Origin of the sequence: Janthinobacterium sp. 78, assembly GCF_003096775.1 — a bacterium.
Taxonomy (GTDB): Bacteria; Pseudomonadota; Gammaproteobacteria; order Burkholderiales; family Burkholderiaceae_D; genus Janthinobacterium; species Janthinobacterium tructae.
In genome coordinates, this window is the sequence record NZ_QENT01000001.1 from 4590488 (window position 1) to 4611739 (window position 21252).

The window sequence follows — 21252 nt, forward strand, 5'->3', positions numbered from 1 at the left end:
CTGCTCACGCACAAAGGATGCATGAAATTAGCTAACTTCGCCTTCTTGCTGGCCAGCCTGTGCGCTGCCACAGGCGCCCACGCGGCTCCCACCGCCTCGACTCCTCCCGCCAAGCCGCCACCGGCCACCGCCGCGCCCGCCGCCACCGAACATGCAACCTTGCCTCCGCCCTCGTCGGCCGCGCAAAAGCTGTACACGGCTGCGCGCGCCGACATCCTGCAAGTACGTGTGCTGCTGAAAAACGGCCGCACGCAATCGTCGGTGGGTTCGGGCTTTTTGATCGGCACGGGCGACCTGGTGGTGAGCAACTATCACGTCGTGTCGCAATTCGCGCTCGACCCCGATACCTATGTGGGCGAATGGGTCGACACCAGCGGCCAGCGCGGCAATGTGGAATTGCTGGCCGTCGACGTACTGCACGACCTGGCCGTGCTGCGCGTGAACCGCCACGGCACGGGCTTTTTCAAGATGCCGGAAGCGCTGGCGCCCCTGACTCAGGGTCAGTACCTGTATTCGATGGGCAATCCGCTGGACCTGGGCTTTGCCATTTCGGAAGGCTCGTACAACGGCGTCGTCACGCGCAGCTTCTACGACCAGCTGATGTTTACGGGACCGATCAATGCCGGCATGAGCGGCGGCCCCAGCGTCACGGCGAATGGCGACGTCGCCGGTATCAATGTCTCGAAACGCCTCGATGGCGAACTCGTCAGTTTTCTCGTGCCCGCCCGCTATGCCCAGCAATTGCTGGCCAGGGTGGCCTTGCAAGGCAAGGCGCCGAAAGACTTCAAGCCGCTGGTGACGGCGCAGCTGCTGGCGCACCAGGAAGTGATGCTGGCGCGCCTGCTGGGCACGCCCCTGAGCCTGAAAGCCATGGGGCCGTACCGCGTGCCCGTGCGCGAGTCCGACCAGATGCGCTGCTGGGGCCGCTCCAACGTCAAGTCCGACAAGCCCTACATGCTCGACAACACCAGCTGCGCCATGGAATCGGCCATCTTCATTTCCGGCACCCTGCAGACGGGGCAAGTGTCGATGCGCCACGAATTTTTGCGCAGCAGCGAACTGGGCGCCCTGCGCTTTTCCGAGCTGGCCAGCGCCTCGTTCAAGAATGAAAGTTTCGGCAGCTACAAGAGCGTGAATCTGACGGGCCCGCAATGCACCGAACAGTTCGTCAAGAATGCCACCCTGCCCTTGCGCGCCGTGCTGTGCGTGCGCGCCTACCGCAAGTTTACGGGACTGTACGACTTTGCCCTGCTGGCCGCCAGCACCGATGAGCCACTCATGAGCTTGCAAAGCCGCATCGATGCGCGCGGCGTGTCCTACGCCAATGGCATGCGCGTCACGCGTACCTTCCTCGAAGCGCTGTCGCGCGCGCCCTCCACCAACAGCAGCCGCAAGCCATGAAGCCTCCGTACTACATCGAAATCCTCGCCGAGAATGGCGAAGTACAGCAGCGCCAGCGCATCGATGCCTTGCCGATCCGCATAGGCCGCGGCTACGACAACGACTTCATCCTCGACGACGCGCATACGGCCGCCTGCCACGCCATCGTCGAAGACGACGGCGCAGGCGGCCTGCTGCTGCGCGACCTGGGCAGCCAGAATGGCGTGATCCACCGGGGCCAACGGCAACTGCAAGTGGCCTTGAACGGCAACAGCGTCGTGCGCCTGGGCCACACGCGCCTGCGCGTGCGCGCCAGCGACCACCCTGTTGCGCCCGAATTGAGCGATACCACCAGGCACGACTGGGAAGGCTTGCGCCCCGCCGTCGCCGGCCTGGCCATGATCGGCGCCTCGGCCGCCTTCAGCAACTGGCTCAGTGATGCGGACGCCTTCGAGCCGATTTCCTACCTGATGATCATCGCCTACGCGCTGGCCGGCGGCCTCGTGTGGGCGTCGATCTGGGCCGTGGCGAACCGCCTGTTCGGCCATGTGGCGCGCTTCGGCCGCCACCTGTTCATCATCGGCTGCGGCTTGCTGGCCATGGAAGTGTGGGAACTGGGCAGCAATGTGGCGGCGTATGCACTGTCGCTGGAAGTGCTGACGCGCTACGGACGGCATATGTTCGTCGTCATCGTCTGCGCCATGATCTACTACCATTTGTGCACGATCAAACCGCAGCATCCGCGCCGCTTCGGCCTCGTTGCCGTCGTGCTGGCCATCCTTGGCTCGACCCTGATTTTGCTGAGCAACCTGCAGATCAGCGGCCGCCTGGCCGACGAAGCCTACATGTCGGTGATCTACCCGCCGGCCCTGCGCCTGAGCCCGGATCACACGACGGAGGCGTTCTTGCGCGATGCGGCCGGCTTGCAGCGCGCCGTCGACGCCGAGCGGGGCAAGGCGGCCAGAGGCGCCGACGAAGACGAAGACAGCGGCGATTCATAGCTCGCTATGCAAAAAGCCCGCCGTGTCCTGACAGACCGGCGGGCTTTTTATCGCGCGCCCTCAGGCGCGGATGTCGGCGATCAAACTTAGAACTTGGCTTCCTGCTTGCGGCGCGCCGTAAAGCCCAGCAGGCCCAGGCCGATCAGCAGCATGGCGTAGGTGGTCGGTTCCGGCACGGCCGAGACCAGGCCATCGGTGCTGGCAAAGCTGGTGAAATTGCTGTTGCCCGCCTTGAACTGCGCTTGCTGGCCGCCATCGCAGCAGCTTTCCAGGCCATAGATGCTCAGGGTATGGTTGCCGGCTGCCAGCAAGCTCGAACCGCTGAGGAACTGGCTGCCATTGTTGTAGTTGCCTGCCCACCACATGTCGTTGCTCTTGAAGTCCAGCGCCACGCCGTCGAGGAACAGGGCGCCGCCCTTGCCGAAATCGACGCCGGTACGGAAGCTCCAGGCACCCGCATCGGCTGCGCTGACACCAAAATTGATCACCGACTTGAAGGCGATGTTCGAACCATTGCCGAACAGGCTGCTATTCGTGACATTGTTGTAGCTGGCAATCGTCGTCGTGCCGTAGCCGGCGCCCGGCGTAGCCACGGCGGCATTCACCACGGACTGGTAAGCGGCGGCCGAAGCTTGCGCGCTGGCGTTCGAGAAACCGGTGGACACGGTGACGGTGCTGGCGTTCGCGTGGGCAAACACACCGACAGCGATCAGGGACAGGGCGATTTTAGGCAAATTTTTCATGATGATATCCAGTAGTTATTCAGTAGGCGTGCGAGTGCTTGGACTCAATGCACGCTGCACTGAGGCGTGTCGGTGGGAGCGCTAGAGACTGCAAAGATGAGCGGTCGGGGGCTGGAACTACCGCGCAAGAGCGCGGACTTGCTACGCAATTGACTGCGCTGCAAGCGTCCAGGAAAGGGGTCGGGTTTCCGGGACAGGTTCAGACGGTTGACGGGTCGGGCAAGACGATGAAGCTATTTTATCCTAATTTTCTTTTAAGAAAAGTATTTTTCTTTTAACCACTAAAGATTCTATTATAACAAGCATCATCCCCTGCCCCGATTGTCGCGACCACGCCACAGATGGGGCCGCCACTGTCGCATCTTGCGCATTTCTTTTCACATGCCGCTGCACCACGGGGCGAAACAGCATGGCAAAATGCATACATGCAGCTATCTGTCCGATGAGGGGGAAAGAGGAAATGGTCGACCTGGAAGAACTACGCTATCTGGCACTGTCGTTTCCCGACACCACCGAGGAAGAACACCACGACCGTCCAGCCTTCCGCGTGGGCGGGAAGATCTTTGCCACCCTGCCCGACGACGAGCACATCAACGTGCTGCTCGATGCGGAAGCGGCGCATATCGCCACCGTCATCACGCCGTCCGGCTGTCAAAAGCTGTGGTGGGGCGAACGCCTGGCCGGTATCACGGTGCGTCTGGCGGATGCCGAACTGGACATGCTGGCCGCCGCCCTGACGGCCGCCTGGCGGCGCAAGGCGCCAAGCGACCTGGCCAAGACCATCGCCCCGACCGGGTAACTACATCGGCCAATTGCGCAGCAGCAAGGCCACCATCTGCTGCAATTGCTCGCGCGATACGCCCGCCGCCGCCTGGATGGCCATGCCCTGCGACAAGGTCACGACAAAGCGCGCCTGCTGCTCGGGACAGGAATCGGGCGGCAAATCGCCCTCCTCCCTGGCGCGCCGCAAGCGGTCGCGCAATTTGATTTCACCGCGCAGCCGGCGCGCAAACAATTCATCGCGGATCGGCAAGGCATCGTCGCTGCAGGCGAGCGCGGCATTGACGCCCATGCAGCCGTGCGGGCCGTCCGGCATGGTTTGCGCATCGACATACTGCGTCAGCAGGGCTTCCACCACCTGGCGCGCCGTGGGCTGCTCCAGCGCCGCATCGAAAAACTGCATGCGCGTGTCGCTGTAGCGTTCGAGCGCCTTGTGGAACAGCTGCTCCTTGTTGCCGAAGACGGCATACAGGCTGGGCCGGTTCATGCCCATGGCTTTCGTCAATTCCGGCAGGGAACTGCCTTCATAGCCTTTTTCCCAGAACACTTTCATGGCGCAATCGAGCGCTTCCTCCGCGTCGAAGGTGCGTGGCCGGCCCGTTTTCGCCTTGACGGCTTCCTCTTTTTTATCTTGTTTCATACCGTTCGGTAAAAAATTATTGACAACACTGTCTGCCTGCCCTGATTATATACCGACCGGTTAAAAACCTCTCGGCTTTTCAGGAACCTCATATGCAAACACTTTCCAACACTGCCAGCGACGATACCACCGTGGCGCCCTGGCTGGCCGTCTTATCGGTCGGCATCGGCGCCTTCGCCCTCGTCACGTCCGAATTCCTGCCCGTCGGGCTGCTGCCGGCGATGGCCGCCGAACTGGCCATCAGCAAGGGCCAGGCGGGACTGATGATCACCACGCCCGGCATCGTTGCCGCGTTTGCCGCCATCTTCGTCACCGTCGGCTCGGGCCGCCTGGACCGCCGCATCGTGCTGCTGGCCCTCACCGCCCTGCTGGTCGCATCGAACCTGCTGGTGGCGCTGGCCCCCTCGTATGCGTGGATACTGCTGGGCCGCGCCATGCTGGGCGTGGGTGTAGGCGGCTTCTGGGCCATCGGCAGCGCCATCGGCCCGCGCCTGGTGGCGCCGCAACATGCGTCGCGCGCCATGTCCATCATCTTTGCCGGCGTCTCGCTGGGTACGGTGGCGGGCGTGCCGGCCGGTGCGCTGGTGGGCGAACTGGTGGGCTGGCGGGTCGCTTTCGGCGCAGCCAGCGCCATTGCCGTGCTGGTCTTCCTCGGGCAGTTGCTGCTGTTGCCCAGACTGCCGCCGACACAGGCCATCCGCCTGCGCCAGTTGCCGATGATCTTCGGCATCCGCAAAGCCAGGCTGGGCCTGATCGCCACGGCCATGCTCTTCACGGGCCAGTTCGCCGCCTACACGTATATCGCGCCCTTCCTTACACAGATTTCGCACCTGGCGGCCGGCACCGTCAGCGCCATGCTGCTGGTGTATGGCGCGTCCGGCTTCATCGGCAATCTGCTGGGCGGTTGGGCCGCCGGCCGCTACGAACGGGCCGCGCTGATGCTGACGGGCGCCGTGCTGGGCCTGTCCACCCTGGCCTTGGCCGCGCTGGGTAGCCATTCGGTGACGGCGATGCTGCTGGTGGCCGTGTGGGGCTTCGGTTTCGGCGCCATGCCGATCGCCGTGCAAACGTGGATGTTCAAGGCGGCGCCACACTTGATGGAAGGCAGCAGCGCGCTGTTTGTCGCCATCGTGCAAGTGTCGCTGGCGTCCGGCGCCTTGCTCGGTGGCATGGCCGTCGACCGGCTGGGCGTGTCCAGCGCGATGGTGGTGGGCGGCGTGTTCGCCCTCGGCTGCGCGCTGACGATAGGGACATTCGGCAAGCAACAGCCGGTCAAACAGGCTGCCGCCTGCGGCGCCTGAGCGGCGCTCAAGCCGGCTGGCTTGCCGCTTTCACACGCAATGACTTGCCGGCATGCTGGCGGCGGGCCAGTAGCAGCACGCCCAGGCCTGCCAGCAGCAGATACACCGTGGTCGGTTCCGGCACGGGAGCGGCGAACGTGCGGAAGGCATAGTCGAAGTTGGCATAGCTTTGATAGCCCGTGTTCGCATAGACCTGGCCCAGGCCGTAACCATTGTTTATGTCGCCGGCGATGGACAAGGTACTATTGCCGCCGAACACCAGGTAATACGTCGTATTGGCGGCGATGGCAACAGGCGACCAGAACACATCCGCCCATTGGCCGGCGGTCCCGGCAACAGAAGCTTGCGCCAGCATGGTGCCGGCGGCGTTCGGCAAATTATTCCACAAGGAAATGGTCACGGTATCCGTGCTACCCCGGTTCGGCGTCAAAAAGATGCCTGCGCCCGCAATCGTCGCCGCCGATTGCTGGAACGACTGGGCCAGGTCTCCCTGCGAAAAATTGGCCATGTTCAACGCATGGATATTGGCTTCCTGATCGATGAGGGGCGTCGCGCCGGCCAGCGGCGCTGCGGCGAGCATGGCCATGCTGCAGAGCCAGGATTTCCAAGAATTTTTCATTTGCATCCCCTTGTTGATGGCCGCCTATCGAGCAGGCCTGATTATTTTATTATCACTATAAGTTACTATTTTAATAGTAACATATAGATATTTCCAAGTGTCAATAAAATAACAACCGTCATGCAGTGTATGCCGCGCGCCACACGGCCACGACGCGCACCGCGCAAGCGGTCATGCGGGGGAAATACGGGAGACCCTGCGGCTCAGATGCGCCCGCGGCGAAATTCGCCGAGGAATTTCGTCACGTCGGCCGGCGTCATCGGCACATCCGCGTCGCCATGATATGCATACAGGAAGGGCGTGCCGCCCAAACGATCCGTCAGCTTGGCAAAGAGTAAAAAACGGCTGCCGAGCGGGTAGCGCTGCAGATCGACCAGGCGGCGCGAGCACTGCACGGCCAGTTCGGGAGAGAATGCCTGGCCCGGCACGGGACGGATTTCCACGCGGCCATGAATCGCGCGCGATTCGACGGCGACGTGCCGGTATGCATAAGTATCACGGGCCATGCCGCCACCTTGAATGAAGTAAAGGCGCCATCTTAAGCGAAGATGGCGCCGGCCGTGCTACTGCGCCACGATGCGCAGCAAGCGGCCATTGTCTTCATCCGTCAGCGCATACAGGTAGCCGTCCGGGCCCTGGCGCACGTCGCGCACGCGCGCGCCGATGGCCAGGCGGTCCTGCCCCGTCACCTTGCCATGCGCATCGACGGCGATGCGGCGGATATCCCTGGCCGCCAGGCCGCCGCTGAAGATGCTGCCGCGCCAGGCGGCAATCTTGTCGCCCGTGTAGACGGCCAGCCCCGACGGGGCCGGCGACGGCACCCAGGCCACGCTCGGGTTGAGCATGCCGGCCACTTCATGCTTGCCGATGGGCTCGTGCGTCTTGTAGTCGGCGCCATAGCTTTGCAGGGGCCAGCCATAGTTGCCGCCCGCCACCACCAGGTTCAGCTCATCGCCGCCATACGGACCGTGTTCCGTGGCCCACACGCGCCCCGAAACAGGATCGAGCGCCAGTCCCTGCACGTTGCGGTGGCCATATGACCAGATTTCCGGCAAGGCGCCCTTGGCCGCCAGCGGGTTGCCCGGCGCCGGTTTTCCCTCTTCCGTCAGGCGCAGGATGGAGCCCTGATGCGTGGCCAGGTTTTGCGCCTGCTCGCGCGCCAGGCGGTCACCGATGCGCAGCGGCGGATTGCCACCGTCGGCCACACTCATCAGCAAAGTGCCGTCCGGCAGCCACAGCAGGCGCGAGCCAAAGTGCTGGCCGCCACTTTTATCCGTGGCGACCTTGAACAGGGTCTGGATGCCCGTCACCTTCTTGCCGTCGAACACGCCGCGCACCAGGGTCGTGCGGTTCGCGTCATTCGTGCCCGTCGATACCGTCATGTACACGCGCGGATTCGGCTTGCCCGTATCCTGCGGGTGAATGACGATATCGAGCAAGCCGCCCTGCCCGCCCGTGAAGACTTTGGGCATGCCTTCCAGCGCCACATCCTCGAAGCTCTTGCCATTCAGCAAATGCAAAGTGCCCTGCTTGCTGGTGACCAGCGCGCGGCCCTCGCCCAGCCAGGCGATGCCCCACGGCTGGCGCACGCCCTGCGCGACGGTCTCGGCCTTCCAGCCCTGCTTGGCGGCGGGCGGCTCGCCCGTGGCTTGCAGTTCGGCGTGGGCCGATGGCGCGGCGGTCAATGCCCATGCAAGCAAGATGCTGATGCGGCGTAACTGGAACATGCTCTCTCCTGTCGGTGGATGCTGCAAAGGTGGAATCAGGCGCGCAGCAGCAAGGCCACGGCTTCGGCCGCGATGCCTTCTTCCCGGCCCAGGTAGCCCAGCTTTTCATTCGTCTTGGCCTTGATGTTCACCTGGCCCACACTCACGCCCAAGTCTTCGGCCACGTTGGCGCACATGGCGGCGATGTGCGGCGCCATTTTCGGGCGCTGGGCGATGATGGTGGCGTCGATATTGCCGATGATATAACCGGTGACTTGCACGCGGCGCACAGCTTCGCGCAGCAGGGTGCGCGAATCGGCGCCCTTGAATTGCGCATCCGTGTCGGGGAAATGGCGGCCGATGTCGCCCAGGGCGGCGGCGCCGAAGATGGCGTCGGTAATCGCGTGCAGCAGCACGTCCGCGTCGGAATGGCCGAGCAAGCCCAAATGATGGGGAATCTTCACGCCGCCGATGATCAGGTCGCGGTGCTCCACCAGCGCGTGGCAGTCATAGCCCTGGCCGATGCGAAATGGGAGTACGGGTGTCGTTGTGTGCATGCGGGTCTCTCTGGAATTCAAGGATTAGCCAAGTACAGCTCGGCCGTGTGTATGTCGCGCGGCAGGGTTACCTTCAGGTTGCGCGGGTGGCCCTCAATGAGCCTGGGCGCCAGGCCCAGCGCTTCGATGGCGCTGGCGTCGTCCGTGATGGCCTGCGGATCGGGCGCTTGCGACAAGGCCCGGTGCAGCAAGGCATAGCTGAACATCTGCGGCGTCTGCGCCAGCCACAGGCCGTCGCGCGGCACCGTCTGCACCGACAGACTGCCTGGCCCAGCCCGCTTGACGGTGTCGACCACGGGCAAGGCCAGCAAGCCGCCGGCCGGATGTTCACCGACTTCGGTAATGAGCTTTGCGATCAGCGCCGGCGTCAGGCCAGGCCGCGCCGCGTCGTGCACCAGCACATGGTCGTGTGCATCGATGCTGCCGTGCAGCGCCTGCAGGCCATTCAAGATCGTTTCCATGCGCGTGGCGCCGCCGCAGCGCAGCACAGTCACGCCGCTATTGTTCCCTTGCGGCACGACCGCATCTATCTGGCCATCCTCCGCGCTGACGACGACATACGTATGCGCGATCAGGGGGCTGACGAGAAAGGCGTCGAGCGCGTGGCGCAGCATGGGCTTGCCGGCGATGGCTAAATATTGCTTGGGACTGCCCGCTTCCATGCGCGCGCCCACGCCGGCGGCGGGGATCAGCGCAAAGTAGCGGACGGTGTTCGATGCTGCTGTCATGCCATTCCTTGTCTTGTCACTGCTGGGCGGGCTGTACCTTGCCCGCCAATATGTTCTGGATTTCGCCTTTGCACGCCTTGCCCAGGCGCGCATATTCCTGCGGAGAATCGATGGCCGCCTGCAAGGCTTCCACCTTGCGCATCTCGGCCTTGACGTAGGGCAACCAGCCCGTATCGATCTCGCGCGCCAGCGCCGCCTTGGCCGTGCCGCTGGGCGCGTACAGGGGCCGCGCCTCGAAACGCCTGGCTAGCGCCGCGCGCACGGTCTTTTCCACGCGCGGCAAGTGTTCCATATAGGTCTTCATGTGCCGCAGTTCATGCGCGAGTATCTCATCATACGCGCAAGTGCCCGGGGCAAATTCACGCCCGATATAGATCACCACGGGCGCATACGTCAGGGTCACGGTAATCTGCGGCGCCACGCATTCATAGCCGCTGGCCGGGTCTTGCAGCATGGGACCGGCCAGGGCGATGGCCACGCGCGAATCGGTCTTCGTCAGGCCCAGCACCCAGGTATTCGCGCGCGCCGTGCCCTTCATGACGGTCAGCGCCTTGTACGGCAGATGCGTATCGATGCTGTAGCCGTTCTGCTGCGCCGTCAGCACGGACACCGTCTTGCTGATCGTGTCTTCGCAGCGCACCTGGAACGGCGTGCGCGCCTGCGCCTGCGCACCCAGGGTGACACAGGCAAGCAGCAGGAAGATCGCGTTACGCATGCGCAAGATCAAGCCGCTTGCCAGGCGCCGCTGGTGATCTTGTCGAGCCAGAAGATGCCGATGACGGTTTTCACGTCGGTGATGGTGCCATCCTTGACCCAGTCGAGCAGCTGCGGCACGGTGGCCGTAAACGTTTCCAGGAACTCGCCCTCGTCGAGGCGGCGCTCGCCGGCTACCAGGCCCCGTGCCAAAAACAGTTCCAGGTGTTCATCCGAATACGCGATGGCGTTATGGATGGTGGAGACGAATTGCCAGTCGCTGGCCGTGTAGCCCGTTTCTTCCAGCAACTCGCGCTGGGCGCAGGCCAGGTGCGATTCTCCCGCATCGATCTTACCGGCCGGGAATTCAATGAAGACACGGTCCAGCGGATAGCGATACTGGCGTTCCATCAGCACCGTGCCATCGTCGAGCAGCGGCAGGATGACGACGGCGCCCGGGTGCAGGATGAATTCGCGCGCCGTGATCTTGCCGTCCGGCAGGGTCACGCGGTCGCGCTGCACGCGCAGGAAGCCGCCCTGGTAGACGAGCTCGCCGTCCACCTTGGTTTCAGTTAAGTTCATATCCATGCGTTCTGTATCCATACCTTGATTATGCTCAATAAAAAAAAACGGCGCCAGAGGCGCCGCTTTCGGTCGATGGGGCTAGCGCCGCTTGCGCAGGTAGCGTCCGACAAAGCCGGGGAAAGCCAGCACCAGGAACAGGCAACCGGTGATGGCATAGAACTCCCACGTCTGCGGGAAAGCGTTGCCGATGCGCGCTTCGAGCGCGAACGCCACGGCGCCGACGATGAAGTACAGAATCACCATCTCCAGCAGGCGCAGTGCCAGCGGCTTGCGCCAGCCCTGCTCTGACTGCGCCGCTTTTTTCAGCGGCACGGCAGCAAACAGTTTCTCATTCAGAAATGGCAGGTTGGCGCCCAGGATACCCAGGGCGATCACCAGCCAGCTCGATGCGGTGACATCCATCGATCAGGACGCCAGGGTCTTGGTGATGGCCGTCGCGCAGGCAGCCAAGATGCTGTTAGGCATCACACCGAGGGCCAGGACGAACACGCCGTTCAGGGCCAGCACGACGCGCATGTCGCCATGCACGACCAGCGCGTTGGTGTCGGTCGGCTCGTCGAACCACATCATTTTCACGACGCGCAGGTAGTAGAAGGCGCCGATCAGCGAGAACAGCACGGCAGCGATGGTCAGCCACAGCTGGCCCGTGGCCAGCACGGAAGCGAGCACCGAGTACTTGGCCATGAAGCCCATCAGCGGCGGCACGCCGGCCAGCGAGAACATGAACAGGGTCATCACCAGCGCGAAGATCGGGCTGCGTTTGCCCAGGCCCTTGAAGTCGGCCAGTTCTTCTGCTTCGAAACCATTACGTGCCAGCAACATGATCACGCCAAAGGTACCCAGCGTGGTGAACACGTAGGTGATGACGTAGTACATCGAGGCGCCGTAGGCGGTGGCTGCGCCAGCCGCGTTCAGGGTGTTGTTCGGCGCATCGACGGTACCGGACAGCAGGCCCAGCAGCACGAAGCCCATTTGCGCGATGGTCGAGTACGCCAACATGCGCTTCAGGTTCGTTTGCGCGATGGCGGTGAAGTTACCGATGGCCAGCGACATCACGGCCAGCACCAGCAGCATTTGCTGCCAGTCATGCGCCATCGGCAGCAAGCCCTCGCCCAGCAGACGCAGGGTGATGGCAAACGCGGCCAGTTTCGGCGCGCCGCCCAGCAGCAAGGTCACGGCCGTTGGCGAACCTTGATACACGTCAGGCACCCACATGTGGAATGGCACGACACCCAGTTTGAAGGCCAGGCCAGCTACCAGGAACACCAGGCCAAAGACCATGATGGTGCCGTTGGTCTTGCCGTTTTCCAGCGCCACGCGCAGTTCGCCCAGGTCCAGCGTGCCGGAGGCGCCGTACAGCATCGAGATACCGTACAACATGAAACCGGAAGCCAGTGCGCCCAGGATGAAGTATTTCATGGCCGCTTCCGTGGCCTTGGCATTGTCACGGCGCAAGGCGATCAGTGCGTACAGCGACAGCGACATCAGTTCCAGACCCAGGTAGATGATCAGGAAGTTGTTGGCCGAGATCATGATCATCTGGCCCAGCAGCGCAAACAGGGCCAGCACGTAGAACTCGCCGCCCAGGTTGCCCGACAGCATGTTGCGGTCGGTGGCATAGGCACGCGAGTAGATCAGGGTCAGCGCCACGGCGCCGTACGAGAACAGTTTCAGCAGCTGCGACATCGGGTCCGACACGAACATGTTATGGAACGTGTAGACGGTGGTGCCCGCGTTGAAGTCGCCCACGGTCAGCAAGGCGCAGCCGGCCAGGGTCAGCAAGGACAGCGCATAAGTGATCGAACGCTTCGCCGCAGGCAAGAACATATCGATCAGCAAGAGCGCCGACGTGGCGATCAGCAAAAAGATTTCCGCGTACAGCGGTACCAGATTAGGTGCATTAGTCATGTTATCGGTCTTCTATTTAAGGCAACTTGCTGGTGGCGACATGCTGCAGCAGGTCGGCAACCGAAGTTTGCATCGTGTCGGTGAACGGGGCTGGGTACAGACCCATCACGAGCACGGCGATGGCCAGCAAAGCAAGCATGAAGAATTCACGTTTGTTGATGTCGGTCAGTTCGGCCACATGCTTGTTCTTGATCTTGCCGAACACCACGCGCTTGGCCATCCACAGCGAGTACGCCGCGCCCCAGATCAGTGCCGTTGCAGCCAGCAGACCGATCCAGAAGTTGTATTGCACCGCGCCCAGGATCACCATGAACTCGCCGACGAAGCCGGAAGTTGCTGGCAGACCGCAGTTGGCCATCGAGAACAGCACGAACAAGGCGGCAAATTTCGGCATGCGGTTCACGACGCCGCCGTAGTCGGCGATGTTGCGGGTATGCATGCGGTCATACAGCACGCCGATGCACAGGAACATCGCAGCGGAGATGAAGCCGTGCGAGACCATTTGCACGATACCGCCCTGCACCGAAATGTCGTTGAACATGAAGAAGCCCAGGGTCACAAAACCCATGTGCGCGATCGACGAATAGGCGACCAGTTTTTTCATGTCCGTCTGCACCAGGGCAACCAGACCGATGTAGATGACGGCGATCAGCGACAAGGCGATCATGAAGCCCGACAGGTAGTGGCTGGCGTCCGGCGTGATCGGCAGCGAAAAACGCAGGAAACCATACGCGCCCAGTTTCAGCATGATGGCGGCCAGCACGGCGGAACCACCGGTAGGCGCTTCCACGTGGACGTCCGGCAACCACGTGTGGACCGGGAACATCGGCACTTTCACGGCAAACGCCATCAGGAAGGCCAGGAAGATGAAGATCTGTTCGTTCATCGTCAGCTTGAACGCATGCCAGGCCAGGATGTCGAAGGTACCCGACACATTGCGCAGGTAGATGATGGCAACCAGGGTCAGCAGCGAACCGAAGAAGGTGTACAGGAAGAACTTGAACGACGCGTACACGCGGTTCGAACCGCCCCAGATACCGATGATGATGAACATCGGGATCAGGGTTGCTTCAAAGAAGAAGTAGAACAGCAAGCCGTCCAGCGCGCAGAACACGCCGATCATCAGACCCGACAGGATCAGGAAGGCACCCATGTACTGGGCGATGCGCTTCTCGATCACTTGCCAGGCCGAAATGACGACGATGACCGTGATGAAGGCCGTCAGTGGAATGAACCACAGCGACAGGCCATCGATACCCAGCGAGTACCAGATATTGAAGGTTGCTATCCACGGTGCTTTTTCGACGAATTGCATGCCGTGTGCGGCGTTGTCGAAATGCTGGATCAGCGGCAAGGTGCACAGCATGCTGAGCACGGCGCCAGCCAGCGACAGCCAGCGGGTAAAGCCCGCTTTGCTGTCACGGCCAAGAGCCAGGACCAGGACGCCGCAAATGATCGGCACCCAGATCGACAGACTCAGGTAAGGAGGTAATGTAGAAATCGTAGACTGCATCATGGTTCTCAGTATTCTTTTATCAGGTCAGCTTACTTAGCGGGCCAGAATGGCAGGAAATAGATCAGGAAGCCCAGCACGCCCAGGATCATCACGAATGCATAGTGATAGATGTAGCCGGTCTGCAAGCCTCGCGACAGCGAGGACAGCCAGGCGACAACCTTGGCGCTGCCATTGACGACGAAACCGTCGATCAGCTTCTTGTCACCGAAGTTCCACAGGCCATTACCCAGCAAACGGGCACCGCCGGCGAACACGACTTCATTGAACTTGTCCAGGTAGTACTTGTTGTCCAGCAGGGTGTGGATCGCGTGGAACTTGGCAAAGAACCAGGCCGGTACACGCGGGTTGACCATGTAGCAGTAGTAGGCTGCTACCACGCCGGACAATGCCAGCCAGAACGGTGCCGTCGACAGGCCGTGGATCGCCATCGCCATCGCGCCGTGGAATTCATGCGACAACTCTTCCATTGCCGGATGGTTTTCGCCCACAAAAATCACGCCCTTGAAGAAATCGCCATGCAGCATCGGGCCGATCGTCAGGTAACCGATCAGCAGCGACGGGATCGCCAGCATCACCAGCGGGAACCACACCACGAATGGGGATTCATGCGGCTTCTGGCCAGGTTCCAGACCGTGGTGCGCGTGGTCGTCTTCGTCTTCTTCATCGTGCGCGTCCGAATCATGCTTGGCCGCAGGCGCGTGATGGTCGTCATGGCCGTGCGCATGCGCCTGGCCGAAACGTTCCTTGCCGTGGAAGACCAGGAAATACATGCGGAACGAATAGAAGGCGGTGACGAACACGCCAGCCAGCACGGCGAACTGGGCAAAGCCAGCACCCCAGATGTGCGTCGCTTCGACGGCTTCGATGATGCTGTCTTTCGAGTAGAAACCGGAGAACAGCGGCGTGCCGATCAGGGCCAGCGAACCGACCAGTGACGTGATCCACGTGATCGGCATGTATTTGCGCAGGCCACCCATGTTGCGGATGTCCTGGTCGTGGTGCATGCCGATGATGACGGAACCGGCGCCCAGGAACAGCAGTGCCTTGAAGAAGGCGTGCGTCATCAGGTGGAACACGGCCACGGAGTACGCGGACGAACCGAGCGCGACGGTCATGTAGCCGAGCTGCGACAGGGTCGAGTAAGCGACGACGCGCTTGATGTCGTTCTGGATGATGCCCAAAAAGCCCATGAACAGCGCCGTGATGGAACCGATCACCAGGATGAAGGACAGTGCCGTGTCGGACAGTTCGAACAGCGGCGACATGCGCGAGACCATGAAGATACCGGCCGTCACCATCGTCGCGGCGTGAATCAGTGCCGAGATCGGGGTAGGACCTTCCATCGAGTCAGGCAGCCACACGTGCAGCGGGAACTGCGCCGATTTGCCCATTGCGCCGATGAACAGGCAGATGCAGGCAACGGTCAGCAGGGCCCAGTCGGTACCTGGCAAGGTCAGCAAGGACAAGGCTTCCTTCTTGGCGAAGATTTCCTGGTAATCCAGCGATTGACCATACGCCAGCAGCAGGCCGATGCCCAGGATGAAGCCGAAGTCACCCACGCGGTTGACCAGGAAAGCCTTCATGTTGGCCACGATGGCCGTCGGACGCTGGTACCAGAAACCGATCAAGAGGTAAGAGACCAGGCCCACGGCTTCCCAACCGAAGAACAGTTGCAGGAAGTTGTTGGCCATGACCAGCATCAGCATCGAGAACGTGAACAGCGAGATGTAGGCGAAGAAGCGGTTGTAGCCTTCGTCGTCCTTCATGTAGCCGATCGTGTAGATGTGCACCATCAGGGAGACGAAGGTGACCACGCACATCATCATCGCCGACAGCGAATCGATCTGGAAGCCCACTTCCATCTTCAGGGTGCCGATCGTCATCCAGTTATAGATCGTGCCATTGAATGTCGCGCCATCCATCACTGCCAGCAGTGTCTGCACGGACAGGATGAACGCTATCAGTACGCCCAGGATCGTCGCGGTATGCGACGTCTTGCGTCCGACCAAATTACCCAGGAACTGGGTGCCAAGCAAACCTGCAATCGCGGCACCGGCCAGCGGCGCCAGCGGTACGGCAAGAAGGAGGTTAGGGTTGAGGAGTTGCCCCGCCATGATGAACCTTAATCGTTATTATTCGAGAGATCGAGTCTGAAAAACATCAGCCTTTGAGGCTGTCCAGGTCTTCGACGTTGATGGTATCCAGATTACGGAACATCACCACCAGAATAGCCAGACCGATAGCCGACTCAGCGGCGGCAACCGTCAGGATGAAGAAAACGAAGATCTGACCGGCCGCGTCGCCCATGAAATGGGAGAACGCGATGAAATTCATATTCACCGCCAGCAGCATCAATTCGATTGCCATCAGCAATACGATGATGTTCTTGCGGTTCAGGAAAATACCGACGATCGAGATTGCGAACAGGATCGCGCCCAGGACCAGAAAATGTGTGAGCGATAATGTCATGGTGCCTCCTTAACTTCCGGCTCAGCCGCAGGACGCTCGACCACCGCGTCCATCTTGATGATCTTCAGGCGGTCGTTGCGCTTGACGCGTACCGCATCGCCTGGAGCAAAATGCTTGGTGTCCTTGCGTTTGCGCAGGGTCAATGCAACTGCGGCGACGATGGCCACCAGCAGCACGACGGCAGCGATCTCGAAGGCGAACACATATTCCGTGTAGATCAGCAGGCCCAGTTCCTTGGTGCCGCCCAGGTTGACGTTCACCGGAGCGATGCTAGGCGTAAAGTTGCGGAAACCGTGCCACAGGACAGCGGCCATTTCCAGCACGATGATCACGCCCACCGTCACCGACAAAGGCAGGTAGCCCCAGAAGCCTTCGCGCATGCGGTCGATATTGATATCGAGCATCATGACCACGAAGAGGAACAGCACCATCACGGCGCCGACATACACCAATACCAGCACGATGGCCAGGAATTCAGCTTGCAGCAGCATCCAGATGCCCGCTGCGGAAAAGAAGGACAGCACCAGGAACAGTACTGCGTGGACCGGATTACGGGCCGTGATGACGCGCGTCGCTGCCAGAATCAAGATCAGCGCGAAGGCGTAAAACAAAATTGTTTTAAAGTCCATAAAAAACCCAATAGACGTACAGATGAACGAGGGGCGCGCCGCAGCCAGAGGCTACGGCGCATCCATCAGCGATAAGGTGCGTCGGCGGCGCGCGCAGCGGCGATGTCATTTTCATAACGATCACCCACGGCCAGCAACATCTCTTTCGTGTAATACAAATCCCCGCGTTTCTCGCCGTGGTATTCCAGGATTTGCGTCTCGACGATCGAATCGACCGGGCAGGACTCTTCGCAGAAACCGCAGAAGATGCACTTGGTCAAGTCAATATCGTAACGCGTGGTGCGGCGCGAACCGTCGTCACGCTGTTCCGATTCGATCGTGATGGCCATCGCCGGGCAAACCGCTTCGCACAGCTTGCAGGCGATGCAACGTTCCTCGCCGTTCGGGTAGCGGCGCAGCGCGTGCAAGCCACGGAAACGCGGCGAGATCGGTGTCTTCTCTTCCGGGAATTGCACCGTGATCTTGCGCGAAAACATGTACTTGCCTGTCAGCGCCATGCCCTTGATCAGCTCGCCCAACAACAGGCTGCTGAGGAAATCTTTTACCTTATCCATTCGTATGCACTCTCTTACTTCCAAATATTCCAGGATGTCTGCATCCAGGCAGCGACGAAGACCAGGTAGACCAGCGTCAACGGGATAAACACTTTCCAGCCGAGGCGCATGATCTGGTCATAACGGTAGCGTGGGAAAGTACCGCGCACCCAGATGAACACCGAGACGATGAAGAAGGTCTTGGCGAACAGCCAGAAGAAGCCGCCGAAACCACCCCAGAACTCGAGGAAGGCAAATGGTGCGGACCAGCCACCGAGGAACATGATCGCAGCCAGCGCGCCGATCAGGATCATGTTGGCGTATTCGGCCAGCATGAACATGGCGTAAGCCATGCCCGAGTACTCGACCATGTGGCCGGCAACGATTTCCGACTCGCCTTCGACGACGTCGAACGGGTGACGGTTGGCTTCAGCCAGGCCCGACACCAGGTAGATGACGAACATCGGCAGCAGCGGCAGCCAGTTCCACGACATGAAGTTCACGCCCTTGTCGGCGAAGTAGCCGATTTGCTGGCCGCCAACGATGTCGATGAAGTTCAGGCTGCCCGAGACCATCAGCACGATGACCATCACGAAGCCCATCGGGATTTCATACGAAATCATCTGTGCCGAAGCGCGCATGGCGCCCATGAACGAGTACTTCGAGTTCGAGGCCCAGCCGGCGATGATGATGCCGTAGACTTCCATCGAGGTGATCGCCAGCAGCAGCAGCAAGCCCGCGTTGACGTTGGCCAGCACGGCTTCCGGGCCGAACGGCACGACCGACCAGGCGGCCAGGGCCGGCATGATGGTCATGATCGGGCCGATCACGAACAGGCCCTTGGCGGCCTTGGCCGGGATGATGATCTCTTTGAACAAGAGTTTCAGCGCATCGGCGATCGGTTGCAGCAAGCCCAATGGGCCGACGCGGTTCGGACCGACGCGGATCTGGATCCAGCCGATCAGCTTGCGCTCCCACAGGGTGGCGTAAGCAACCAGACCCATCAGTGGCAACAGCACGCACAGGATCTTGATCAGGGTCCAGAAGAACGGCCAGGTACCGCCCAGCAAATCCTGGCCGGTACTGTTGATGACGTTTACAAATTCAGGCAGAGCCATCAGATTTTCCCCTCTGCTGTTTCAACTGTGATGTCACCGAACATGCCGCCCAGGCTAGCCGTCGAGGCATGCGCCGCCGACACTTTGACCACATTGGCTGGCAGGCCGGCATGGATTGCCGCCACCAGGATGGCGCTGCCGGAGCCTTGCGCCACTTTGACCTTGTCGCCTGCCTTGATGCCCAGCTTCTCGGCCAGCGCCAGGGACAGGTGCGCTTGCGGCGCGGCGCCATCGACCGTGCGTTGCAACGGTTCGGAGCGGCGTACCAGCGCGTCGGCGAAGTAGATCGGCACGTCGGCGATGCGTTGCAGCGCAGGCGATGCCGGTGCGTACGAAGCCGCTTCCGGTGCGTTCTTGGCGAGGTTGTTCAGCTGTGCCGACAGGTCGGTCACGCCGGCACCAAACGCTTCGTCGCGAATCGCTTCGGAGGTGTCGTAGTCGAAACCGGCCAGGCCCAGGATGTTGCCCAGGACGCGCAGCACTTTCCAGGCTGGACGGGTATCGGCCAGCGGTTTGACGGTGCCGTTGAAACTTTGCGCGCGGCCTTCGCAGTTCACAAAAGTACCCGAGGTTTCAGCGAACGGCGCGACCGGCAGCAAGACATCGGCGTAATCCATGCCGTGCTTGAAGGCCGACATGGCCACGACCATCTCGGCGCCATCCAGGGCGGCGCGCGCCGCTTGTGGATTGGCGGCATCGAGTTCCGGCTCGGCGTGCAGCAGCACGTAAGCTTTTTTCGGCACCGCAAACGCTGCTTGCACATTGGCGCGCGGCTTGGCGAGCAGGTGCGCGCCAACCGTATTGGCCGCTTCCGTCAGGTAACCGAGCTTGGCGCCCGTCTGTTCGGCGATCCATTGCGCGGCAGCATGCAGTTGCGACGCTTGCGGGTGTTGCGTTGCCGCGTTACCCAGCAGCACGGCGCCATGGTCGCCGGCCATCAGGCTGGCAGCGATGGCGACAGCCACGTCCGAAGCAACAACCGCTTCAAAACCGGCTGGCGCGGCGATTTCTTTCGCCTTAGCAACAGCGACGAGCACTTCCGACAAGGCCGCCAGCCAATCACTCGGCGCGACGATCATCTTGTTGGCGATGCTGATCAGCTGATCATCGTCCGAGGCGTGCAGGATCGACAGCTTGGCGCCGCCCTTGACGGACGCGCGCAGACGCGTCGCCAGCAATGGGTGATCCTTGCGCAGGAACGAGCCGATGACGAAGGCGCGCTTGATCTGGCCAAATTCGCTGATCGGCATGCCCAGCCATGGTTTCACACTCGCGTCGAGTGCGAAGTCGGTCTGGCGCAGGCGGAAGTCGACGTGCTCGGAACCGAGACCGTGGGCGACTTTTTGCAGCAGGACCAGCTCTTCGACGGTCGAATGCGGGGTGGCCAGCGCGGCGATGGCGTCAGCGCCATGCTCGTGCTTGATATTTTTCAAACCGTGCGCCACGTATTCCAGCGCGGTTTGCCAATCGACTTCTTTCCACTCGTTGCCCTGTTTCAGCATCGGGGAAGTCAGGCGTTCGGCACTGTCCAGCGCTTCGTACGAGAAACGGTCCTTGTCCGAGATCCAGCACTCGTTGACGGCTTCGTTTTCCAGCGGCAGGACGCGCTTGACCTTGCCAGCTTTCACTTGCACGATCAGGTTGGTGCCCAGACCGTCATGCGGGCTGACCGATTTGCGGCGCGACAGTTCCCACGTACGGGCGCTGTAGCGGAACGGCTTCGAGGTCAGTGCGCCGACCGGGCACAGGTCGATCATGTTGCCCGACAGTTCCGAGTCGACCGTCTGGCCGACGAAGGACACGATTTCCGAGTGTTCGCCGCGGCCGATCATGCCCAGCTCCATCACGCCGGCCACTTCCTGGCCAAAGCGTACGCAGCGGGTGCACTGGATGCAGCGCGACATTTCCTGCATGGACACCAGCGGACCGGCTTCCTTCGGCTGCACCACGCGCTTGTCTTCCTTGTAGCGCGATTCGCTCTTGCCGTAGCCCACTGCCAAGTCTTGCAACTGGCATTCGCCGCCCTGATCGCAGATAGGGCAATCGAGCGGGTGGTTAATCAGCAAGAATTCCATGACCGACTTTTGCGCCTGCACAGCTTTATCGCTGGCGGAGCGCACGATCATGCCGGCACTGACCGGGGTCGCACAAGCGGGCAAAGGCTTCGGCGCCTTTTCCACTTCGACCAGGCACATGCGGCAGTTCGCTGCGATCGACAATTTCTTGTGATAGCAGAAGTGCGGAATGTAGGTTCCCAATTTGTTGGCGGCGTCCATCACCATGCTACCAGCAGGGACTTCGACTTTTTTGCCGTCTATTTCGATTTCAACCATGGTGATCGTTACC

General features: G+C 61.4%; 22 protein-coding genes. 4 read left to right on the plus strand and 18 right to left on the minus strand.

Going from position 1 to position 21252, the window contains the following annotated elements; genetic code table 11:
• Nucleotides 1-21: 21 nt before the first annotated feature.
• Nucleotides 22-1401, plus strand: a complete 1380-nt coding sequence (locus C8C92_RS20170) for a serine protease (protein WP_116745077.1) — start codon at nucleotides 22-24, stop codon at nucleotides 1399-1401.
• Nucleotides 1398-2381 carry an FHA domain-containing protein gene (locus C8C92_RS20175; protein WP_116745078.1) on the plus strand — a complete coding sequence of 328 codons (984 nt, stop codon included), beginning with the start codon at nucleotides 1398-1400 and terminating at the stop codon, nucleotides 2379-2381. Before C8C92_RS20170 ends, C8C92_RS20175 begins: the two co-directional genes overlap by 4 nt.
• Before the next feature lie 86 nt (nucleotides 2382-2467).
• Here the strand turns inward: C8C92_RS20175 and C8C92_RS20180 are convergent, their stop codons facing one another.
• A complete protein-coding gene (locus tag C8C92_RS20180; protein WP_116745079.1) occupies nucleotides 2468-3124 on the minus strand; it encodes a CCXG family PEP-CTERM protein in 657 nt (218 codons plus the stop codon).
• A 460-nt stretch (nucleotides 3125-3584) separates the two neighbouring features.
• On the opposite strand from C8C92_RS20180, the gene C8C92_RS20185 reads away from it, so the two are divergent.
• A complete protein-coding gene (locus C8C92_RS20185) occupies nucleotides 3585-3923 on the plus strand; it encodes an MmcQ/YjbR family DNA-binding protein (RefSeq protein WP_096236640.1) in 339 nt (112 codons plus the stop codon).
• On the opposite strand, the gene C8C92_RS20190 is transcribed toward C8C92_RS20185, so the two are convergent.
• Nucleotides 3924-4544, minus strand: coding sequence for a TetR/AcrR family transcriptional regulator (locus C8C92_RS20190; RefSeq protein WP_116745080.1), 621 nt, complete (start codon nucleotides 4542-4544; stop codon nucleotides 3924-3926).
• A gap of 92 nt (nucleotides 4545-4636) precedes the next feature.
• On the opposite strand from C8C92_RS20190, the gene C8C92_RS20195 reads away from it, so the two are divergent.
• A complete protein-coding gene (locus C8C92_RS20195; protein WP_116745081.1) occupies nucleotides 4637-5845 on the plus strand; it encodes an MFS transporter in 1209 nt (402 codons plus the stop codon).
• A gap of 7 nt (nucleotides 5846-5852) precedes the next feature.
• Here C8C92_RS20195 and C8C92_RS20200 read toward each other — a convergent pair whose 3' ends face one another.
• The 16 genes from C8C92_RS20200 to nuoG form a co-directional block, all read right to left on the minus strand.
• A complete protein-coding gene (locus C8C92_RS20200; RefSeq protein WP_207781028.1) occupies nucleotides 5853-6464 on the minus strand; it encodes a PEP-CTERM sorting domain-containing protein in 612 nt (203 codons plus the stop codon).
• Between the two features lie 203 nt (nucleotides 6465-6667).
• Entirely contained in the window at nucleotides 6668-6970 is a 303-nt protein-coding gene (locus C8C92_RS20205; protein WP_165829510.1) for a hypothetical protein, read from the minus strand.
• A gap of 57 nt (nucleotides 6971-7027) precedes the next feature.
• Nucleotides 7028-8191 carry a PQQ-dependent sugar dehydrogenase gene (locus C8C92_RS20210; protein ID WP_116745083.1) on the minus strand — a complete coding sequence of 388 codons (1164 nt, stop codon included), beginning with the start codon at nucleotides 8189-8191 and terminating at the stop codon, nucleotides 7028-7030.
• A 35-nt stretch (nucleotides 8192-8226) separates the two neighbouring features.
• Nucleotides 8227-8727: a 2-C-methyl-D-erythritol 2,4-cyclodiphosphate synthase gene (gene ispF, locus C8C92_RS20215; protein WP_116745084.1), complete on the minus strand. Its 501-nt coding sequence runs from the start codon at nucleotides 8725-8727 to the stop codon at nucleotides 8227-8229.
• 17 nt (nucleotides 8728-8744) lie between these two features.
• Complete coding sequence (ispD, locus tag C8C92_RS20220; protein WP_116745085.1) at nucleotides 8745-9455, minus strand: 2-C-methyl-D-erythritol 4-phosphate cytidylyltransferase; 711 nt, start codon at nucleotides 9453-9455, stop codon at nucleotides 8745-8747.
• 16 nt (nucleotides 9456-9471) lie between these two features.
• Nucleotides 9472-10170 (minus strand): hypothetical protein, encoded by a 699-nt coding sequence (locus C8C92_RS20225; RefSeq protein ID WP_243420299.1) that lies wholly within the window; start codon nucleotides 10168-10170, stop codon nucleotides 9472-9474.
• Between the two features lie 8 nt (nucleotides 10171-10178).
• Entirely contained in the window at nucleotides 10179-10736 is a 558-nt protein-coding gene (locus tag C8C92_RS20230; protein WP_099764505.1) for an NUDIX hydrolase, read from the minus strand.
• Between the two features lie 75 nt (nucleotides 10737-10811).
• Complete coding sequence (locus C8C92_RS20235) at nucleotides 10812-11135, minus strand: DUF2818 family protein (RefSeq protein ID WP_099763032.1); 324 nt, start codon at nucleotides 11133-11135, stop codon at nucleotides 10812-10814.
• Between the two features lie 3 nt (nucleotides 11136-11138).
• Complete coding sequence (gene nuoN / locus C8C92_RS20240) at nucleotides 11139-12641, minus strand: NADH-quinone oxidoreductase subunit NuoN (RefSeq protein WP_071076367.1); 1503 nt, start codon at nucleotides 12639-12641, stop codon at nucleotides 11139-11141.
• A 16-nt stretch (nucleotides 12642-12657) separates the two neighbouring features.
• The gene (locus C8C92_RS20245; RefSeq protein WP_116745086.1) at nucleotides 12658-14157 is read right to left on the minus strand and encodes an NADH-quinone oxidoreductase subunit M; all 1500 of its coding nucleotides are present in this window, start codon (nucleotides 14155-14157) and stop codon (nucleotides 12658-12660) included.
• 29 nt (nucleotides 14158-14186) lie between these two features.
• Nucleotides 14187-16271 carry an NADH-quinone oxidoreductase subunit L gene (gene nuoL, locus C8C92_RS20250; protein ID WP_096236660.1) on the minus strand — a complete coding sequence of 695 codons (2085 nt, stop codon included), beginning with the start codon at nucleotides 16269-16271 and terminating at the stop codon, nucleotides 14187-14189.
• Nucleotides 16272-16317: 46 nt separating this feature from the next.
• Nucleotides 16318-16626, minus strand: coding sequence for an NADH-quinone oxidoreductase subunit NuoK (nuoK, locus tag C8C92_RS20255; RefSeq protein WP_010399724.1), 309 nt, complete (start codon nucleotides 16624-16626; stop codon nucleotides 16318-16320).
• Nucleotides 16623-17255, minus strand: coding sequence for an NADH-quinone oxidoreductase subunit J (locus C8C92_RS20260; protein ID WP_071076364.1), 633 nt, complete (start codon nucleotides 17253-17255; stop codon nucleotides 16623-16625). Before C8C92_RS20260 ends, nuoK begins: the two co-directional genes overlap by 4 nt.
• A 65-nt stretch (nucleotides 17256-17320) precedes the next feature.
• Nucleotides 17321-17809, minus strand: a complete 489-nt coding sequence (nuoI, locus tag C8C92_RS20265) for an NADH-quinone oxidoreductase subunit NuoI (RefSeq protein ID WP_096236664.1) — start codon at nucleotides 17807-17809, stop codon at nucleotides 17321-17323.
• 14 nt (nucleotides 17810-17823) lie between these two features.
• Nucleotides 17824-18906, minus strand: coding sequence for an NADH-quinone oxidoreductase subunit NuoH (gene nuoH, locus C8C92_RS20270; RefSeq protein ID WP_099763029.1), 1083 nt, complete (start codon nucleotides 18904-18906; stop codon nucleotides 17824-17826).
• A complete protein-coding gene (nuoG, locus tag C8C92_RS20275) occupies nucleotides 18906-21239 on the minus strand; it encodes an NADH-quinone oxidoreductase subunit NuoG (protein WP_116745087.1) in 2334 nt (777 codons plus the stop codon). The genes nuoH and nuoG overlap by 1 nt, the downstream gene beginning before the upstream one ends.
• Nucleotides 21240-21252 lie beyond the last annotated feature (13 nt).

Excerpts from the sequence above, each read along its gene's own strand:
- nuoI (WP_096236664.1), bottom strand. The coding sequence starts at position 17,809 with ATGGATAAGGTAAAAGATTTCCTCAGCAGCCTGTTGTTGGGCGAGCTG.
- C8C92_RS20245 (WP_116745086.1), bottom strand. The coding sequence starts at position 14,157 with ATGATGCAGTCTACGATTTCTACATTACCTCCTTACCTGAGTCTGTCG.
- nuoK (WP_010399724.1), bottom strand. The coding sequence starts at position 16,626 with ATGACATTATCGCTCACACATTTTCTGGTCCTGGGCGCGATCCTGTTC.
- ispF (WP_116745084.1), bottom strand. The coding sequence starts at position 8,727 with ATGCACACAACGACACCCGTACTCCCATTTCGCATCGGCCAGGGCTAT.
- C8C92_RS20200 (WP_207781028.1), bottom strand. The coding sequence starts at position 6,464 with ATGAAAAATTCTTGGAAATCCTGGCTCTGCAGCATGGCCATGCTCGCC.
- C8C92_RS20180 (WP_116745079.1), bottom strand. The coding sequence starts at position 3,124 with ATGAAAAATTTGCCTAAAATCGCCCTGTCCCTGATCGCTGTCGGTGTG.
- C8C92_RS20205 (WP_165829510.1), bottom strand. The coding sequence starts at position 6,970 with ATGGCCCGTGATACTTATGCATACCGGCACGTCGCCGTCGAATCGCGC.
- C8C92_RS20230 (WP_099764505.1), bottom strand. The coding sequence starts at position 10,736 with ATGGATATGAACTTAACTGAAACCAAGGTGGACGGCGAGCTCGTCTAC.
- C8C92_RS20235 (WP_099763032.1), bottom strand. The coding sequence starts at position 11,135 with ATGGATGTCACCGCATCGAGCTGGCTGGTGATCGCCCTGGGTATCCTG.
- ispD (WP_116745085.1), bottom strand. The coding sequence starts at position 9,455 with ATGACAGCAGCATCGAACACCGTCCGCTACTTTGCGCTGATCCCCGCC.
- C8C92_RS20210 (WP_116745083.1), bottom strand. The coding sequence starts at position 8,191 with ATGTTCCAGTTACGCCGCATCAGCATCTTGCTTGCATGGGCATTGACC.
- nuoL (WP_096236660.1), bottom strand. The coding sequence starts at position 16,271 with ATGGCGGGGCAACTCCTCAACCCTAACCTCCTTCTTGCCGTACCGCTG.
- C8C92_RS20190 (WP_116745080.1), bottom strand. The coding sequence starts at position 4,544 with ATGAAACAAGATAAAAAAGAGGAAGCCGTCAAGGCGAAAACGGGCCGG.
- C8C92_RS20170 (WP_116745077.1), top strand. The coding sequence starts at position 22 with ATGAAATTAGCTAACTTCGCCTTCTTGCTGGCCAGCCTGTGCGCTGCC.
- nuoH (WP_099763029.1), bottom strand. The coding sequence starts at position 18,906 with ATGGCTCTGCCTGAATTTGTAAACGTCATCAACAGTACCGGCCAGGAT.
- nuoG (WP_116745087.1), bottom strand. The coding sequence starts at position 21,239 with ATGGTTGAAATCGAAATAGACGGCAAAAAAGTCGAAGTCCCTGCTGGT.
- C8C92_RS20195 (WP_116745081.1), top strand. The coding sequence starts at position 4,637 with ATGCAAACACTTTCCAACACTGCCAGCGACGATACCACCGTGGCGCCC.
- C8C92_RS20225 (WP_243420299.1), bottom strand. The coding sequence starts at position 10,170 with ATGCGTAACGCGATCTTCCTGCTGCTTGCCTGTGTCACCCTGGGTGCG.
- C8C92_RS20175 (WP_116745078.1), top strand. The coding sequence starts at position 1,398 with ATGAAGCCTCCGTACTACATCGAAATCCTCGCCGAGAATGGCGAAGTA.
- C8C92_RS20185 (WP_096236640.1), top strand. The coding sequence starts at position 3,585 with ATGGTCGACCTGGAAGAACTACGCTATCTGGCACTGTCGTTTCCCGAC.
- nuoN (WP_071076367.1), bottom strand. The coding sequence starts at position 12,641 with ATGACTAATGCACCTAATCTGGTACCGCTGTACGCGGAAATCTTTTTG.
- C8C92_RS20260 (WP_071076364.1), bottom strand. The coding sequence starts at position 17,255 with ATGGACTTTAAAACAATTTTGTTTTACGCCTTCGCGCTGATCTTGATT.